Source organism: Streptomyces sp. AC550_RSS872, from assembly GCF_019049285.1.
GTDB lineage: Bacteria > Actinomycetota > Actinomycetes > Streptomycetales > Streptomycetaceae > Streptomyces.
On sequence record NZ_JAGMUL010000028.1, the window covers coordinates 129,913 to 146,630 of the forward strand.

Annotated in this window: 17 protein-coding genes and 1 pseudogene; 8 read left to right on the forward strand and 10 right to left on the reverse strand. The window is 69.9% G+C overall.

From position 1 onward, the window contains the following. Nucleotides 1-106 precede the first annotated feature (106 nt). A complete protein-coding gene (locus KUM44_RS14605; RefSeq protein WP_217208287.1) occupies nt 107-748 on the forward strand; it encodes a hypothetical protein in 642 nt (213 codons plus the stop codon). 45 nt (nt 749-793) lie between these two features. Here the strand turns inward: KUM44_RS14605 and KUM44_RS14610 are convergent, their stop codons facing one another. The 5 genes from KUM44_RS14610 to KUM44_RS14630 all read right to left on the reverse strand — a co-directional run bounded on the left by KUM44_RS14610 (nt 794) and on the right by KUM44_RS14630 (nt 8,645). Next, nucleotides 794-2,260 (reverse strand): S28 family serine protease, encoded by a 1,467-nt coding sequence (locus KUM44_RS14610; RefSeq protein ID WP_217208288.1) that lies wholly within the window; start codon nt 2,258-2,260, stop codon nt 794-796. Between the two features lie 142 nt (nt 2,261-2,402). Continuing rightward, nucleotides 2,403-2,795: a hypothetical protein gene (locus KUM44_RS14615; protein WP_217208289.1), complete on the reverse strand. Its 393-nt coding sequence runs from the start codon at nt 2,793-2,795 to the stop codon at nt 2,403-2,405. A gap of 101 nt (nt 2,796-2,896) precedes the next feature. After that, on the reverse strand, nt 2,897-6,631 hold the full coding sequence (locus KUM44_RS14620; protein WP_217208290.1) for an ABC transporter ATP-binding protein: 3,735 nt from the start codon (nt 6,629-6,631) through the stop codon (nt 2,897-2,899). Nucleotides 6,632-6,723: 92 nt separating this feature from the next. Then, a complete protein-coding gene (locus KUM44_RS14625; RefSeq protein WP_217208375.1) occupies nt 6,724-7,782 on the reverse strand; it encodes an esterase-like activity of phytase family protein in 1,059 nt (352 codons plus the stop codon). 71 nt (nt 7,783-7,853) lie between these two features. Further along, nucleotides 7,854-8,645: a serine hydrolase gene (locus tag KUM44_RS14630; protein WP_254389513.1), complete on the reverse strand. Its 792-nt coding sequence runs from the start codon at nt 8,643-8,645 to the stop codon at nt 7,854-7,856. A 172-nt stretch (nt 8,646-8,817) separates the two neighbouring features. Between KUM44_RS14630 and KUM44_RS14635 the strand changes: the two genes are divergently transcribed. Then, nucleotides 8,818-9,108: a nucleotidyltransferase domain-containing protein gene (locus KUM44_RS14635; protein ID WP_374202038.1), complete on the forward strand. Its 291-nt coding sequence runs from the start codon at nt 8,818-8,820 to the stop codon at nt 9,106-9,108. Nucleotides 9,109-9,195: 87 nt separating this feature from the next. On the opposite strand, the gene KUM44_RS14640 is transcribed toward KUM44_RS14635, so the two are convergent. From KUM44_RS14640 to KUM44_RS14655, 4 genes are all read right to left on the reverse strand, one after another. Further along, nucleotides 9,196-9,591, reverse strand: coding sequence for a hypothetical protein (locus tag KUM44_RS14640; protein WP_254389514.1), 396 nt, complete (start codon nt 9,589-9,591; stop codon nt 9,196-9,198). Nucleotides 9,592-9,691: 100 nt separating this feature from the next. After that, nucleotides 9,692-10,681, reverse strand: coding sequence for a DUF5937 family protein (locus tag KUM44_RS14645; protein ID WP_254389515.1), 990 nt, complete (start codon nt 10,679-10,681; stop codon nt 9,692-9,694). 108 nt (nt 10,682-10,789) lie between these two features. Then, the gene (locus tag KUM44_RS14650; protein WP_217208293.1) at nt 10,790-11,125 is read right to left on the reverse strand and encodes a hypothetical protein; all 336 of its coding nucleotides are present in this window, start codon (nt 11,123-11,125) and stop codon (nt 10,790-10,792) included. Between the two features lie 249 nt (nt 11,126-11,374). Next, nucleotides 11,375-12,028, reverse strand: a complete 654-nt coding sequence (locus KUM44_RS14655) for a TetR/AcrR family transcriptional regulator (protein WP_217208294.1) — start codon at nt 12,026-12,028, stop codon at nt 11,375-11,377. A 274-nt stretch (nt 12,029-12,302) separates the two neighbouring features. Here KUM44_RS14655 and KUM44_RS14660 point away from each other — a divergent pair, with 274 nt between their 5' ends. From KUM44_RS14660 to KUM44_RS14675, 4 genes are all read left to right on the forward strand, one after another. Further along, on the forward strand, nt 12,303-12,701 hold the full coding sequence (locus KUM44_RS14660) for a VOC family protein (protein WP_217208295.1): 399 nt from the start codon (nt 12,303-12,305) through the stop codon (nt 12,699-12,701). Between the two features lie 95 nt (nt 12,702-12,796). Next, nucleotides 12,797-13,453: a CatB-related O-acetyltransferase gene (locus KUM44_RS14665; protein WP_217208296.1), complete on the forward strand. Its 657-nt coding sequence runs from the start codon at nt 12,797-12,799 to the stop codon at nt 13,451-13,453. Next, nucleotides 13,450-14,349 (forward strand): virginiamycin B lyase, encoded by a 900-nt coding sequence (locus KUM44_RS14670; RefSeq protein ID WP_217208297.1) that lies wholly within the window; start codon nt 13,450-13,452, stop codon nt 14,347-14,349. Before KUM44_RS14665 ends, KUM44_RS14670 begins: the two co-directional genes overlap by 4 nt. 63 nt (nt 14,350-14,412) lie before the next feature. Continuing rightward, the gene (locus KUM44_RS14675) at nt 14,413-14,760 is read left to right on the forward strand and encodes a YciI family protein (RefSeq protein WP_217208298.1); all 348 of its coding nucleotides are present in this window, start codon (nt 14,413-14,415) and stop codon (nt 14,758-14,760) included. A gap of 34 nt (nt 14,761-14,794) precedes the next feature. On the opposite strand, the pseudogene KUM44_RS47555 reads toward KUM44_RS14675, so the two are convergent. Continuing rightward, nucleotides 14,795-15,025, reverse strand: a pseudogene (locus KUM44_RS47555) (DUF4158 domain-containing protein); the annotation flags it as partial. A 308-nt stretch (nt 15,026-15,333) separates the two neighbouring features. Between KUM44_RS47555 and KUM44_RS14680 the strand changes: the two are divergent. After that, nucleotides 15,334-16,143, forward strand: coding sequence for an endonuclease I family protein (locus KUM44_RS14680; protein ID WP_217208299.1), 810 nt, complete (start codon nt 15,334-15,336; stop codon nt 16,141-16,143). 114 nt (nt 16,144-16,257) lie between these two features. Further along, on the forward strand, nt 16,258-16,638 hold the full coding sequence (locus KUM44_RS14685) for a hypothetical protein (RefSeq protein ID WP_217208300.1): 381 nt from the start codon (nt 16,258-16,260) through the stop codon (nt 16,636-16,638). Nucleotides 16,639-16,718 lie beyond the last annotated feature (80 nt).

The following is a 16,718-nucleotide window of genomic DNA, read 5'->3' on the forward strand; positions in this document are numbered from 1 at the left end:
CACACAGCGGGCGCACTCACCCCCAACCGACGCAAAGGACCCGCCACGTCTGGCGTGCGCCCGTTGTCGCGGGTCACGCTGGACGGGGGTACCAGGGGGGAGTGCGATGCGCGGGAGATACGGTGCGGGGGTGGCCTGTGCGTTGTTGCTGCTGCTCAGCGCGTTGTTGACAGGGTGCCAGAGTCCGTCGGCGGCGGAGGACGACGGGCGGCTCGACAAGACCGCGAGCGAAGAGCGGGCGGCGCCGACCCGGCCCGCCGGATACGGCGCGGTGTTCCTCGGCGTCGACGAGTGCAGTTCCTTCGGGACGACCAGCTTCACCGAGGTGCCGTGCGCCGGTGAACGCGCGGCGGCGCGGGTCGTGTCCCGGCACGACGGCAGGGTGGGCGACGGGCCGCTGTGCCCCGGGACCACGGACTTCGTGCTGCACATCAGCGAGCAGAGCCGCGGCTCCGACGAGGACGGCGACGGCGCGGTCCCCCAGGGGTACGCCTGCATGCGCAACCTCACCGGACCCCACCCCGGCGACCCGGGCGGCGGGGGCGGCCCCCGCACCATCGTCGGCGACTGCGTGTACAGCTCGGGCGACGGCCAGGTCCGCGAGACGTCCTGCGACGGCAAGGCCGAGCGGAAACCGCAGTACAAGGTGACGAAGGCCGTCGACAAGCGAGCGGGATGCCCCTTGTCGACGGCCCTGTACGTCCAACTGGGCGGCGAGAAACCGGTGGGCTGCGCGCGGCCCGTGTGAGACGCGCGGCCACGGCAGAGCTGCGGCTGACGTACGGACGCAGGGCTACGGGCGCAGCGTCGGCTCCCGCTCCACGTCGTGCACGTCCAGCCGCGCGTCGTACTTCGCCAGCGGCTCCGCCCGGTTCACGGCGGTCGCCGGGACGCCCGCCCACGCCAGGATGCGGGCCGTGGCGAGGGCCTTCTCGTCGCCGACCAGGCCGCCCACGCGGGCGCCGTGGTTGGCGCCGGGGGCGGTGAACACGTACGAGTCCTTCGCGCCCTTGCCGAGGCGGAACGGCTCGGCGCCCCACGGGTCGTTCTGCCCGTAGACGAAGAGCATCTGGCGGGCGTTGTGCTTCACCCAGGTGTCCACGTCGCGCATGGCACCCGGCCGGAACTTCGTCGGGATGTCGCTCGGGACGAAGTTCCGCGGGGGCTGGTAGCCGTAGCGGAGGTACTTCTTCTCGATGTGCGGGAAGTGGATCGCCGGCGCGCCGAGCTGGGTGGCCGCCTGGTAGTAGTACGGCGTGTACGGCTCCAGGCCCTGGTCCGTGTAGAACGAGAAGCCGGAGACCGTGTCGATGGACGTCCAGATCTGGTCGTCCGTCGCGTTCTTCGCGTCCGGCGGGATCAGGGTGTCATCGGCGCAGTTCTGGAGCAGGTTGTACTGCCAGAAGCCCCAGACGTAGTCCAGGACGACCGCCTCGTACGCCTTGTCCAGGCTGCCGATCGTGCGGAAGGTGTAGCCGTTCTCGGCGGCGTGGGCCGCGTACTTCTTCTCCAGCGGCTCCCGGCGCACCAGCGCCTCGCGCTGCACGGCGTTCAGCCGGTCGCGGCACTCCTTGGTGCCGACACCCGCGAAGAAGCGGTCGTAGGCGGAGTCCTCGTGGTTCACCACGTCGTTGGGGGCGACGTAGGCGACGACGCCGTCCATGTCCCTCGGGTAGAAGCGCTCGTAGTAGGTGGCGGTCATGCCGCCCTTCGAGCCACCCGTGGAGATCCAGTTCTTGTCGTAGACCTTCTTCAGCGCCCGGAAGATGCGGTGCTGGTCGCTTGCCGCCTGCCAGATGTCCAGCTTGGTCCAGTCGGCCGGGTCGGGCCGGGACGGGGTGAAGAAGCGGTACTCCATGGATATCTGGTTGCCGTCCACGATCTGGGTCGGCTCGCGGCGGCTGGGTGTCGTGGAGACGTCGTAGCCGCTGGTGTAGAAGACCGTCGGCCGGCTGACGTCCTTGTGCAGCACGGTGATGCGCTGCTGGAACGTTCCCTTGGACGGGTGCCGGTGGTCGACCGGCTGGGTGTAGTTGAGGACGAAGAAGCGGTAGCCGGTGTACGGCTTCTCCTCGATCAGGCTCATCCCCGGTATGGAGAGCAGCCGGTCCTTGATGTCGGTGGTGGTGGCCGCCGACGGGGCGGTGGTGGCCGCCGACGGGGCGGTGGTGGCCGCCCCCGCGGTGCCCGCCGTTCCCGCCGTGCCCAACGTGCCGATCAGCACGCCGAGCGCCAGCAGCCATCTGAGCGCCTTCCGCATGCACCCTCCCTTGTGAGTCAGATGTGCCTGCGGAAGCTATCGGAGCAACTCCCCCACGCACCAGGGAAGATGGAGAATTCCCGGAAGCGGAGGCTCGCCGGGGGCCGGAAGTGGCTCGGTGGGGGCGACGCGCATCAGCCGGTCAGCACAGGATCCAGCCCTTGCTCACCGACCCGCTGCCCACCCGGCCCTTCACCCACACACACCGCTGCCCGGCATGGACGGTGACCGGACCGGCCCGGCGGGTGTACAGGCCCTCGTCGGTCACCGGTTTGGCCCGGAACGCCTGCACGCTGACCTTCATCGTCTGCTGCCGCCCGGAGTGCCGGGGGAGGACGATCGCGCAGACGTGGCCGCGCTTCTTGTAGACGTACAGGGTGCCTGTGGAGAACGGGAACGTCTTGACCTTGCGGCCCTCGCAGCGCGTGGGGGCCGCCGCCTGCGCCTGCGTCGGAGCCGCGACCGCGATCAGTCCGGACGCGGCCAGCACCGCCAGACCGACGGCCAGCCGTCGGCGTATCGCACCTCTGTCCACCTGATTGTCCTCCCCGTACACCGGCAATGAGCGTACTGGTGTACGGACGCACGGCGTATGCCGGATGGTTGCACGCCCGTCACGCACACACCTCAGAGGCCCTACCCGGCCACCTGAGCGGGCTCCTCCGGCTCGGCCTCCCCGACGAAAGTCCGCCACAACTGCGCATACCGCCCGCCCCGCGCCAGCAACTCCTCGTGCGTACCGTCCTCGGCGACCCGGCCGTGGGCCATGACGACCACCCGGTCCGCTCGGGCGGCCGTGGTGAGGCGGTGGGCGACGACGAGGGTCGTGCGGCGGCCGGCGACGCGGTCGGTGGCCTGGTTGACCTGGGCCTCCGTCGCCAGGTCGAGGGCGGCGGTCGCCTCGTCGAGGAGCAGGATGTCGGGGTCGACCAGTTCGGCGCGGGCGAGGGCGATCAGCTGGCGCTGGCCGGCGGAGAGGTTGCGGCCGCGTTCGGCGACCTCGTGGAGGTAGCCGCCGTCGAGGGTGGCGATCATCTCGTGGGCGCCGACCGCGCGGGCCGCCGCCTCCACGTCCGCGTCGGTGGCGCCCGGCCGGCCGTAGGCGATGGCGTCGCGGACGGTGCCCGGGAAGAGGTACGCCTCCTGCGGGACGACCCCGAGGCGGTGGCGGTACGACGTGATGTCCAGGGCGCGCAGGTCCGTGCCGTCGACGGTGACACGGCCGCCGGTCGGGTCGTAGAAGCGTGCCACCAGCTTGACCAGGGTCGACTTGCCCGCACCCGTCTCGCCGACGAACGCGACCGTCTGTCCGGCCGGGATGCGCAGGTCGACTTGGCTCAGCGCCTCCTCGTCCGCCCCGTACGTGAAGTGCACGTCCTCGAACGCCACCTCGCCCCGCAGCGACAGCACCTCCAGCGGCTCCTCGGCCGCCTTCGTCGAGGTCGGCTCCTGGAGGAGTTCCTGGATGCGGCCGAGCGAGACCGTGGCCTGCTGGTAGCCGTCGAAGACCTGGGAGAGCTGCTGGACCGGGGCGAAGAACAGGTCGATGTAGAGCAGGTACGCCACCAGCGCGCCGGTCGTCAGCGTCGCCGCCTCGATCCGGGCCCCGCCCACGATGAGCACCGCCGCCGCGGCCCCCGACGACAGGAACTGCACGAACGGGAAGTAGACCGAGATCAGCCACTGCCCCCGGATGCGGGCCTGCCGGTAGCTGTCGCTGCGCTCGGCGAACCGCGCACCGCCGTCCCGCTCGCGCCGGAAGGCCTGCACGATCCGCAGCCCGGACACCGACTCCTGGAGGTCGGCGTTGACCAACGACACGCGTTCTCGGGCGAGTTCGTACGCCTTCACGCTCGCCCGGCGGAAGAAGTAGGTCGCGACGATCAGCGGCGGCAGCGTCGCGAAGACGACGAGCGCGAGCTGGAGGTCGAGGACCAGCAGGGCGACCATGATGCCGAAGAAGGTGACGACGGAGACGAAGGCGGTGACCAGGCCCGTCTGGAGGAAGGTCGACAGCGCGTCGACGTCCGTCGTCATCCGGGTCATGATCCGGCCGGTCAACTCCCGCTCGTAGTAGTCGAGTCCGAGCCGCTGGAGCTGGGCGAAGATCTTCAGCCGGAGGGAGTACAGGACGCGCTCACCGGTCCGCCCGGTCATCCGCGTCTCGCCGATCTGCGCCACCCACTGGACGGTGACCGCGAGCAGCGCGAGCAGGGAGGCCGCCCAGACCGCGCCGAGGGCGGCCTGGGTGACACCGGAGTCGATGCCGTGCCGGATCAGGACGGGGAGCAGGAGGCCCATGCCGGCGTCCATGGCCACCAGGCCGAGGCTGATCAGGAGCGGCAGCCCGAAGCCTCGGAGCAGCCGTTTCAGGCCGTACGACTCCTCCGGCCGGACGGCGCCGGCCTCGTCGATGTCGGGGGTGTCGGTCGCCGGGGGCAGCGCCTCCACCTGGGCGAGGAGCTCGGGGGTCGCCGGGGAGTCCGTCAGCGCCGGGTCCTTGGGCTCGCGGTCGCCGGTCCACAGCCTCGGGGTCACCCCGCGTTCGGCGTCGAACTCGGCGTCCAGTTCGTCCCGTACGGAGGTGTCGTCCTGGGGGCAGACGGGCTGGGCATGGCCGGGTGAGACGCCGCCGAGTTCGTCGGGGTCGGTGAGGAGGCGGCGGTAGAGGGCGGACCGCTGCTGGAGTTCCTCGTGGGTGCCGATGTCGGCGAGGCGGCCGTCGTCGAGGACGGCGATGCGGTCGGCGAGGCCCAGGGTGGAGCGCCGGTGCGCGATCAGCAGCGTCGTCCGGCCCTCCATGACCTGTTTCAGTGCCTCGTGGATCTCGTGCTCGACGCGGGCGTCCACCGCCGAGGTCGCGTCGTCGAGGACGAGGAGGCGGGGGTCGGTGAGGATCGCGCGGGCGAGCGCGACGCGCTGACGCTGGCCGCCGGAGAGGGTGAGGCCGTGCTCGCCGACCGTGGTGTCGTAGCCCTCGGGCAGCTCGGCGATGAAGCGGTCCGCCTGGGCGGCGCGGGCGGCTGTGCGGATCTCCTCGTCGGTCGCGTCGGGGCGGCCGTACGCGATGTTGTTGCGGACCGTGTCGGAGAAGAGGAAGGAGTCCTCGGGCACCAGCCCGATCGCGGCCCGCAGCGAGTCGAAGGTCAGCTCGCGGACGTCGTGGCCGCCGACGAGGACGGCACCGCGGGTGGCGTCGTAGAAGCGCGGGAGGAGAAGGGAGACGGTGGACTTGCCGGAGCCGGAGGAGCCGACGACGGCGAGGGTCTCGCCGGGGCGGATCTCGAAGCTGAGGCCGTCGAGGACGGGGGCGGAGGAGTCGTCGTAGCCGAAGGACACGTCGTCGAACTCGACGGTCGCGGGCGCGTCGGCGGGCAGCGTCTTGGTGCCCTCCTTGATCGACGGCTCGGTGTCGATCAGCTCCAGGACGCGCTCGGTGCCCGCCCGGGCCTGCTGTCCCACCGTGAGGATCATGGCGAGCATGCGCACCGGGCCGACCAGCTGAGCGAGGTAGGTGGAGAAGGCGACGAACGTCCCCAGGGTGATGTGCCCGCGCACCGCCAGCCAGCCGCCGACCGCGAGCATGGCGACCTGCCCGAGCGCGGGGACGGCCTGGAGCGCCGGGGTGTACTTCGAGTTGAACCGGATGGTGCGCAGCCGCCCCGCGAAGAGCCGCCGGCTGACGTCCCTGAGCTTCCCGGTCTCCTGCTCCTCCTGCCCGAACCCCTTGACCACGCGTACGCCGCTGACGGCGCCGTCGACCACGCCCGCGACGGCGGCGGCCTGAGCCTGGGCGTACCAGGTGGAGGGGTGCAGCTTGGTCCGGCTGCGCTTGGCGATCCACCACAGGGCCGGGGCGACCGCGAGGGCGACCAGCGTGAGCGGCAGGGACAGCCACGCCATGACCACCAGGGATATCAGGAAGAGCGCGAAGTTCCCGATGGTCATCGGGAGCATGAAGAGCAGGCCCTGGATCAGCTGGAGGTCGCTGGTGGCCCGCCCGACGACCTGCCCGGTGGACAGCTCGTCCTGCCGTCGCCCGTCGAGCCGGGTGATCGTCCCGAACATGTCGGTGCGCAGATCGTGCTGGACGTCGAGGGCGAGGCGGCCGCCGTAGTAGCGGCGGATGTAGGTGAGGACGTAGACGGCGAGCGCGGCGGCGATGAGCAGGCCGGCCCAGAGGGCCATGCCGCGGGTGTGGTCGCCGATCACGTCGTCGATGATCACCTTGGTGATCAGCGGGACGAGGGCCATGACGGCCATGCCGGCGAGGGAGGAGCCGAGGGCCAGGACGACGTCCTTGGGGTACCGCCACGCATACCCGGCCAGCCTGCGCGCCCAGCCCTTGGTCTCCCCCTGATGCGCTGCCACGCGGGTGCCCTCCGTCCGTCCTGATCTGCCGGAAGACACCAACGCCGGTGAGCGCCGATTTCATCCCGCCGCAATGAACGGGGGCGGTGCGCTCAGATCCGTACGCGCAGGCGGTAGAACCGGGTCGTCTGTACGGCGTTCTGGTTGTCGTCGCTGACCAGCAGCACCTTCAGGCGACGATCGCCCGTACGGCCCGTGATCGCCATGCCCTCGATGTTGTCGAGGAGCGGGTTCGGCTGGGGCTGCTTGGCGGTCGCTCCCAGTGACGGGCAGTTCACGAGGTCGGCGAGCAGCGTCTTCTTGATCAGCCGTACCCCGTCCTGCCCGGTGAGGTTCTCGACCCCGCTCGTGTCCGTGGCATGGCGCGGGTCGGCCAGGTAGAGACGGACGGTGTTGCCGACGCCCGCGGTGAAGCCGCGTTCCAGGACGAGGAGGCGGCCGTCGGGGGTCGCCTGGACCTCGGGGACGCCGAGGCCGGTGTCGGTGCGGTAGGCGTACTGGCGGCCGAGCTGGAAACCGCCGCCGTGGCCGCCCTTGGTCTTGCGCCAGGTCTGGAAGCGGACGATGTCCGTGCTGTCGCCGGAGAGGGCGTACTCCATCGAGGCCAGCAGGGTACGTCCGCCGGGGAGCAGGGTCAGGCCCTCGAAGGTGCCGTTGGAGACGGCGCGGCCGGCCGGGGCGACCTTCAGGGCGTCCGGCACGGGGGGGCGGTCGAGGATCCGGCCGTCGCGGGAGTAGCGGCGTACGGAGGGCTCGGTCTCGGAGGAGATCAGCCGGGTGCCGTCCCGGTCGACGACGAGTCCCTCGGAGTCGAGGGCTGCGCCGCTCTCGTCGGCGAGCGGGACGACGGCCTTCGGCGCGAGCGTCTTCCCGTCCAGGCCGAACAGGGCCGAACGGTCGGAGACGGCCGCGAGCGAGCCGTCGCGGTCCACGGCGAGGGCGGAGAAGTTGCCGACGAAGGTGCCGTCGTACGTCGTCTTGTCGAGCGCGTCGGAGAAGCGGTCGATGGAGACGGAGGGCGAACAGGCGTGGCTGTCCGGCGTGGTGGCGGCATTGGTGTCGGCGTGGGCGTTCGCGGGGCCGGCGGCGGTCAGGCAGGTGGCCGTCGCCAGGCCGGCGACGGCGGTGGCGAGTACGGTTCTCAGGCGCATGGAGGTCACGGGGTTCACGGGGGTCACCGTAGGGCGGGTGGGTGACGCGAGGTAGGACGCCTCGTTAAGGCTCAGCTCGCGGCCAGGTCCTTGTGGATGACCTTGGCGACGCCCTGGATGGTCGTGATGCCGTGGTTCATGGTGCTGTTGCCATGGGTCAGCACAGTGATCACATAGTCATGGCCCCGCCCCTTGAAGGCGCCGACGCTGTGCACCCGCCAGCCCTGGGTGGCGCGTTGCAGCCAGCCGTTCTTGACGGCGACGGTGACGCCGGACGGCACTCCGTACGGGGTGCCCCAGCGCTGCGAGGAGACGACCTGGCCCATCAGCTTCAGGATGTAGGCGCGGGAGTTGTCGCTGAGTATGGCGTTCTTGGCCGTGACGAGCTTCAGCAGCTTCTGCTCGTCGGTGACGGTGATCTGGGTCAGCCCCCAGTAGCCGTTCGCACCGGGCTTGGTCTGGGTCATGCCGGCGGCACTGAGGAACCCCTTGATCTTCGTCAGGCCGAGCTGCTTCCAGAGCGTGCTGGTCGCGGCGTTGTCCGACTTGGTGATCATGGCCTTGGCGAGGGAGGTCTCACGGTCGGTGAGGTACCGGTTGTGCTTCTTCGCGTCCCACAGCAGCGCGGCGAGCACGGTGACCTTGACGACGCTGGCGGAGTCGAAGGCGCTGGAAGCCCTGAGCGCACAGGTGGTGTTGGTGGAACGGTCGTACAGGCCGACCGCGATGGTCCCCTTGCGGTTGGCCAGGGCCGCGGTGATGTCCTTCTTCAGCTTGGCGGCGAGTCCGGCCTTGGCGGACGTACAGCTGACGGTGGGGGCAGGGGCCGCCGCGGCGGGGGTGGCACCGGCTATGGACGCCATGACGACACCCACGCCCACGCCGACCGCGACGCCCGCTCTCGCGCGTCCGGAAACGCGCCCTGCCTTCTCGCTCTTGCTCGTTCTCCCGTGGGTCATGTCCCTCTGACCAACGAGCGCGCATGAAAGGTTGTACGGATGATGACCGCTGACGGCGGACTTTTCGGTCCTGTCCTTGCTCCGGAAGGCGCGGGCCGACATCTGGATCGGCGACATCCGGATCGGCGGCGGCTGGGGCGTCGACGCCCTGGTCGACGAGCAGACCCGCGACCATCGTGACCTGGACCTGATGCACCGGCAGGAGCAGGAGCCCGCAGTCCTGTCGGCGCTCGCGGAGGCGGGCTTCGTGGAGACCCTGGACCGGCGTCCGGTCCGGTTCGTGGTCACGGCTCCGGACGCCCGGGAGATCGGTCTCCACCCGCTGGTCCTCACCGAGGACGGCTCAGCGGGCCAGGCCCCGTCCTGATCCTGGTCCGACGGCCGGGCCCCTCGGCGAGGAGAAGCCCGGCCCTGTCCCGGTCCCTGTCCCGGTGCTTCGTACCGGTCCGCGGGTCTACGACTTGATGTAGATCGAGTTGATCGGCGTCAGGTCCTGGTCGATGTACCAGCCCGGCCCCATCTTGTCCCCGCAACCCGTTCCGTTGCCGCCCGTGCACATCTGCACGGTCCAGCCGTCGGTCTGGTTGTTGAAGACGCGGTGCTTCCCGTACTGGTTGTAGAGCTTGTGGACGCCCGCGCTCCAGTAGGTGTGGGACGGCTTGTTGTTGTTCCAGCTCGGGCCCGGATAGATGCACACCGCCCCGGAGGGACAGCCGTAGCGGGTCGCCGCCGCCTGGACGCCGTCCGCGCCGGAGGCGGCTGCCGCGGCCGGTCCGGCGCCGGCCAGCAGCCCGGCCCCGAGGGCGACCGCGGCGGTCCCGCCCGCCAGAGCCATCCTGAACTTGCGCATGTGTTGCCTCCCCGTAGTGGCTTGCCCGCAGCCGCGACCGCGACTGCGCCTGCACCAGCAGCCTCGCCCGGACGTCACCTGCGCGCACGACCCTTTGGCTTCAGCCAAAGCGACCGCCCAGCAACCGCCGCCCCAACGGTGTCGCCGCATACAGAACGTGCTTGCCGTCCCGATGGCTGGACAGCAGCCCGGTCTCGCGGAGCACCGTCAACTGCTGGCTGGCGCTGGGCAGCGAGATACCGACCTTCGCGGCCAGTTGGGAGGTGGAGCCCCAGGCACGCGCGGCCGCCTCCTGGAGCAGGGCGGCCCTGGTGGAGCCCAGCAGCCTGGACAGTTCAGCCTGTCCGGCAGCGGACACCAGGGGCGCCGACTTCTCCACCGGGTAGACCAGTACCGGTCGCAGCGAGCGGTCCACCAGGGTGATCGGGCGTCGCCAGCAGAAGTACGAGGGGATCAGCAGCAGGCCCCGTCCTTCGAGGTACAGGTCCCGGTCGACCGGGTAGTCGACCTCCAGGACGGGCGACTGCCATCGCGCCATCGGGCGGAACGTGTTCAGCAAGCCCGCGATCCCGTCCGTGAGCAGGGCCTGGGAACGCCGGCTCACATCCGCGCGTACCGCCGTCTCCATCGCCTCCCATACGGGGGCGACGAACGCTTCGTGGTAGACCCGCAGCAACCCGCCGAGCAGCACCATGACCTCCCGCTCGCCACGTGCCAGCGCCGGCCCCGCGAAGGGCGTGCGCCCGCCCGCCGCCACGAGCCCGATCTCGTGGTTCAGCTGTCGGCGCGGCGTCGCCAACACCCGGTCGATTCCGTCCTCCAGGGCATGGTCCTGCCGCTCGCCGCTCGGCGTGAGAAAGTCCGGGAAGTACTCGGCGTACGGCACCAGACTGCCCAACGCCCGGACCGACCGCCCAGGCACTCCCCCGCGCCGCAGCCCGTCCCGGACCTTGCGCCGCCACAGGTCGAAGGCCTGCGGCCCCTCCCGGGTCTGCAATCGGCAGACACTACAGATGATCTCCCAGAGCGGGTCCGGCCTGTCGGCGATCCGTAAGCACTCCAGATCCCGGCTGGTGAAATGGATTCGCAACAATTTTCCCCCGAATGCCGCGAAGACATCAATTCGTCTCTCAGTCTGCACGAGGGAGGCGGCGCTCGGGCGGCGCGCCGGCCGACTGTCCGAATGACGGGTTCGATGTCAGCCATCGCCATCTCGGCCGACCTGCCCGGGCTTTGCGCCGGCCTCAGACGTGCTGGGCGGCCTGGAGAATCGCGCGCCGCGGCTCTTCGCGATGCGCCGGACGCCGGTCAGCGCCTCGCCCATCCGGGCCGCCAGGAACCGGAGCTGCGCGGGCGTCGCCCGGCGGTCGGCGAGCATGTCGGCCGCGTGCTCGATGAGTTCGTCGGCCATGGCGAGCTGAACGCTCTCGACGGTGTCGGCCAGGCGGGAGACAGGGCCGGTGCCGTCCCCTACGACGTAGCAGGGCTTGCCCTCGGTCCCGGCCCACGGCAACAGGCGTACGTCTGACGTCACTTGGCGCCCCCTACGATCAACGCGGGCAGGCCGAGCGACCCGATGCCGACACCGAGCACGACGCCCGGAGGCGGCGTCGGCGTCGGCCAAGGCCGAGAACCGACGTGATGGACGGTCGGCCCTTCCACGGTCGGGGTGTGCTCCTGCTTGAAGCACTGGCCCGACAGCTGGACCCAACGAGACGGGACTGCCGTTTCGGTGACTGCCACAGACCGGGCACCGTCGGAACGCCGACGAGCGACGCCTGGCTCACGCTGCGGCGTAGTCGGCGAGCGACGGCGCCAACAGGCCGAAGGCACTGTCCGCCTCTGCGGTGACAGTGGCGGAGATTTGGGCGTTGTCCTGGCCGATGAGGGTGAGTTCCTGGATGCGCTGGAACAGGGTGCGGTGTACGGCGCCGAGCAGGGCGGCGGCGGTCCGGGGGGCGATGTCGCCGCGGAGTGCGCCGGTGGCATCGGCCAAGGCGTCTGCCAAGGCGGCCTCGCGCAGGTCGTGCAGGTCGCGCAGCCGGGCGGAGAGGGTGGGGCTGTCGGCGATCATGCCGGCGAAGTCGGGGCCGGAGAACCCGGCGACCGGGTCGGCGTTCGCAGCCGCTTCGGTGAAGGCGTGATGCAGGGCCGACAGGGCCGACTCGCCGGTCCGACGGCTGGTCACCGTACCGGCCAGGGTGGCGATGAAGGCGTCCTGGTGGTCCAGGGCCAGGTCCTCCTTGCGCGGGAAGTAGTTGGTGACCGTCTTCTTCGCCACCCGCGCGGCGGCGGCGATCTCGGCGATGGTGGTCCGCTCGAAACCCTGGGCGAGGAACAAGCCGGTGGCGACGTCGGAGATGAGCTGACGGGTCTCCTGCTTCTTGGATTCCCGCAGGCCGACGGGGGGCGCGGGCGAGGTGGCGTCGGTAGTCATGGAGAAATCTTACCCTCGTAGCATTTTTATGTTGACACCCTCAATGGAGTCAGTATAAATTTACGTCCGTCGCAAGTTTCCTGCGGAGCGAAGAACGGACGTACTCATGCTCGAATCCCTGCCCGTCGCCCTTCGGGTCGCGCCCGTCGCGCTCGACCCGGTGCTGGCCGAGCGCGACAACCTCGCCCAGGCTCTGCCGCGCCGCTGCGGCTACTGACCTGAGCCCACCCGGCACCCCCGCTCCACCTCCCGGAAACCACTGAGGAGAGGCACCTTGCAGATCACCGCGTCCACCGTCTCGCTCACCGTCGACGATGTCGCCGCGTCCCAGCGGTTCTTCACCACCCACCTCGGCTACATCGAGCAGGCCGCCGCCGATGGGTTCGCCTCCCTGTCGCGCGACGACGCCGCGCTGGACATCGTCCTGCTCGCCCGCGGCACCGAGGTGCTGCCGGCCGACCAGCGCGACCAGCACGCCTCCGGCCTGATCCTCGCCTTCACCACCACCGGCATCGCGCACGAGGAGAAGCGACTGCGCACCGAGGGCGTCGAGATCACCATGCCGCTGCGCGAGGAACCCTGGGGCGAACGCCTCTTCCAGGTCACCGACCCCAACGGGGTGATCGTCCAGTTCGTCGAATGGGTCACCCCGCCCGGCCCCGAGAACGCCTGACGGCCCACCGCATCAGGCCGAATCCGGGCCATGCCCCGGCAACGCCCGGCCCGGACCGTGTGCGACATCCCGCAAACCGGCAAAGGACCTCGACCTTGTCACCTGATCCGACCACCGTTCACCCGCTGCCCGCCCACGACCGCGTGGTCTTCCTCAAACCGCTGGTCACCTCACCGAACATCGCCGTGGGCGAGTACACCTACTACGACGATCCGAACGGCGCCACGGACTTCGAGCACCGCAACGTCCTCTACGCCTACGGGCCAGAGCGTCTCATCATCGGCAAGTACTGTGCGATCGCCTCGGGAAGCACATTCCTGATGGCCGGTGCCGAGCATCCGACGATGGGGGTGTCCACGTACCCGTTCACCATGTTCGGCGGCCGGTGGGCCGAACAGACTCTGGACATCGTCACCGCCATGCCCAGCCGCGGCGACACGGTCGTCGGCAACGACGTCTGGTTCGGTTACCGGACGACCGTCATGCCCGGCGTGCGGATCGGCGACGGCTCCATCATCGCGGCCGGTGCCGTGGTCACCGCCGACGTTCCGCCCTACACGATCGTCGGCGGCAACCCGGCCAGACCGATCCGACAACGCTTCACCGACGCCGACACCGAGCGGCTGCTGCGCGCCGCGTGGTGGGACTGGCCCGCCGATCTGGTCACCGAACACGCCCGCACCATCATGGCCGGAGCCCCGGCCGACATCGAACGCATCGCCACCGAGCACGGTTTGGGGAAGCCCCTTTGACCCAGATATCCATCGAAGAGCACGCGGTGGCCGACAGCGAGGCCGGACCCTACGCCCTCACCACGGGGACGGACGGCGCGCTGTGGTTCACCCTCGTCCACAGCGGCCGGATCGGCCGGCTCGTCCCCGGCGAGGAGCCGACGACCCATCAGCTCGACCCCACCTGCGGGCCGACCGTCATCACACCCGGTCCCGACGGTGCGCTGTGGTTCACCGAGTACCGGGCCGACCGGATCGGGCGGATCACCACCGACGGCGTCATCGACGAATTCGACGTGCCCACACCCGGCTGCGGACCATTCGGCATCGCGACGGGACCCGACGGCGCGCTGTGGTTCACCGAGACAGCATCCGACCGTATCGGCCGCATCACCGCCGACGGCCGCATCACCGAGTTCCCGCTCCCCCTCACAGGCGCGTTCCCCTCCGCGATCACCGCAGGCAACGACGGCGGGATGTGGTTCACCCTCAACCAGGCGAACGCCCTCGGCCGGATCGGCATGGACGGTGCGGTCACCATCCATCCCCTGCCGACGGAGGCGGCGGGGCCGGTGGGGATCGCCACAGGCCGTGACGGCGCGCTGTGGTTCGTCGAGATCGCCGCCGGTCAGATCGGACGGATCACTCCCGACGGGCAGATCACCGAGTTCCCCCTGCCCGACCGCACCGCCCGACCGCACGCCGTCACCGTCGATGAACAGGGCGCCGCATGGTTCACCGAATGGGGCGGCAACCGCGTCGGCATGATCGCCCCCGACGACTCCATCACCGTCCACGACCTGCCCACTCCCCATTCCGAACCGCACGGAATCACCGTCGGCCCCGACGGCGCCCTGTGGACCGCACTGGAGACCGGCGCACTCGCCCGCGTCGCCCCAGCGGACAGCACCACCTGACCAGGCTGTATCTCACACAGCATCAGCAGGGGTCGCCCGTACGGCGGCCGGAGAGGAGCATCCTTGAAATACGCACTCGTGATCTTCGAGACGGACGAGTCACGCCGCCGGATCCAGGTCGACCGGGCCGCATATCGCAAGGAATACGAAGGCTGGATCGGCAGCCTCGCCGCCGCCGGGAAACTGGTCGGCGGGGAGGCTCTGGAGACCGAGCACATCACTCCGGCGACGGTGCGCACAAAGGCCGACGGGACATCAGCGGTGACCGACGGGCCCGCGCAGGCCGGAGAGGAGACCCTCGGCGGCTGGTTCATCATCGAGGTGGCCGACCGCGAGGAAGCCCTCGAACTGGCCAAGAGCCTCCCCACCCCGGAGACCATCGAGATCCGCCCGATCCTCGAATCGGCCTGAACAACACCGGAGACCGGCCCGACGACATAGCGCCCGGCCACGGGAACGCCAGTGTCGTGCCGCCCGGCCTCCGGCCGATGTATCGCACCGTGCACATCTGGAGGGCGAACGAGCTGGTGGTGCGCAGAGCGTCGCAGCGCGATCAGATCGCGGTCGACGTCGCCCAGGAAGAAGAACCGCTCCAGCTCGGTTCGGGTCGGGTCGGCCACTCGGCGAACTTCCCGTACGCCTCGGCCTGCTCATCAGTCAGAAGCTCCACCGGCACGAGCGGACCGTAGACACCCCCAGTACTCGCCCGGCGATCTTTCCGTGAACCTCAGTGGAGCGCCAGCCGGTGTACTGGCCGACCTTGATCGTTCTCGGTGCCGACCGCTGTACCGATGTTCCCCGAGGTCGCAAACGGCCCCCGGCCCACCGGCCGGGGGCCGTTTCGGCGTCAACTAACGCACTCATGCCCCGATTTGCCGTTTCCCGTCACCCAATGGACACGCGCAAGCCCTCGACACCACCGCATGTGCATGCCACTCTCCCGTTTGCCGCCTCCATTCAACCCGCGTAGATGGGACACCCCACATGCTGGCGACACACATACGCCACCGCCGCTGGAAGTCCGTGGCGCTGACGACGGCAGCCGTCCTGGTCGGCCTCACCACCCCGGCGCTCATGGCCTCCCCGGCCGCCGCGACGACGACGGAGTACGACGACACGTACTACGCCGATGCGATCGGCAAGACCGGTACGGCGCTGAAGGACTCGCTGCACACGATCATCAGCGACCAGACGAAGATCTCGTACTCGGCGGTCTGGAACGCGCTGAAGGCCGCCGACCAGGATCCGAACAACAGCAACAACGTGATCCTGCTGTACAGCGGTGTGTCCCGCAGCAAGTCCCTCAACGGCGGCGACGTCGGCGACTGGAACCGCGAGCACACCTGGGCCAAGTCCCACGGCGACTTCGGCGAGGCGATCGGCCCCGGCACGGACCTGCACCACCTGCGCGCCTGCGACGTCCGGATCAACAGCATCCGCGGCAACCTGGACTTCGACAACGGCGGCAGCGCAGTCACGGGCGGCGGCGGCAGCACCGTCGACTCCGACTCCTTCGCCCCCCGCGCCGCGGACCGGGGCGACGTGGCCCGCATGATCCTCTACATGGCCGTGCGGTACGAGGGTGACGACGGCTGGGCCGACCTGGAGCCCAACGAGAAGGTCGGCAACGACTCCAACCCCTTCATGGGCAAGCTCTCCGTCCTCAAGGCGTGGAACGAGGCGGACCCGCCGAGCGCCTTCGAGGAGCGCCGCAACGAGGTCATCTACGACTCCTACCAGCACAACCGCAACCCGTTCATCGACCACCCGGAGTGGGTCGAGGCGATCTGGTAGGCGCCGCCCTATAAGGTTCCAGGTTCGCTCCGCGCCGATGGTCGTACACCATGGTGGCCGCGCCTTTTGACGGGCGCGGCCACCATGTCGCACACACGAAACGGGGAACCGCCGATGAAGAGCGCACAGCGCCTGGCAGCACTCACCGCGAGCGCTGCCCTGGCGGCGACGGGCCTGACCGCCCTGGGCGCCGCGCCCGCCGCCGCCGACACCGTCATCTCGTGCAGCAGGGCCAAGACGATCTCGACGGGCTGGGGGCAGGTGACGTACACCCCGTGCACGAAGTCGACTTCGGCGGCCACCCACTACAAGAGGGTCTACGGCACCGTGCGCGACACGAAGACCGACGGCTGCAACGTCACCGCGACGTTCAAGGTCTTCCTGGACGACGTGGAGAAGCACAAGAGGACCTACACCACAGGAAGCTCCCAGTCCTTCGACAGCGGCTTTCTGGGCGGGAACTCGTCCAGCCTGACCTTGTCCAAGTCCTGCTGACCCGCCGAGCGCCTTCGAGGAGCGCCGCAACGAGGTCGTCTGCGGTCACCACCTGTACAGCGGAATGACCCGCGCCGATC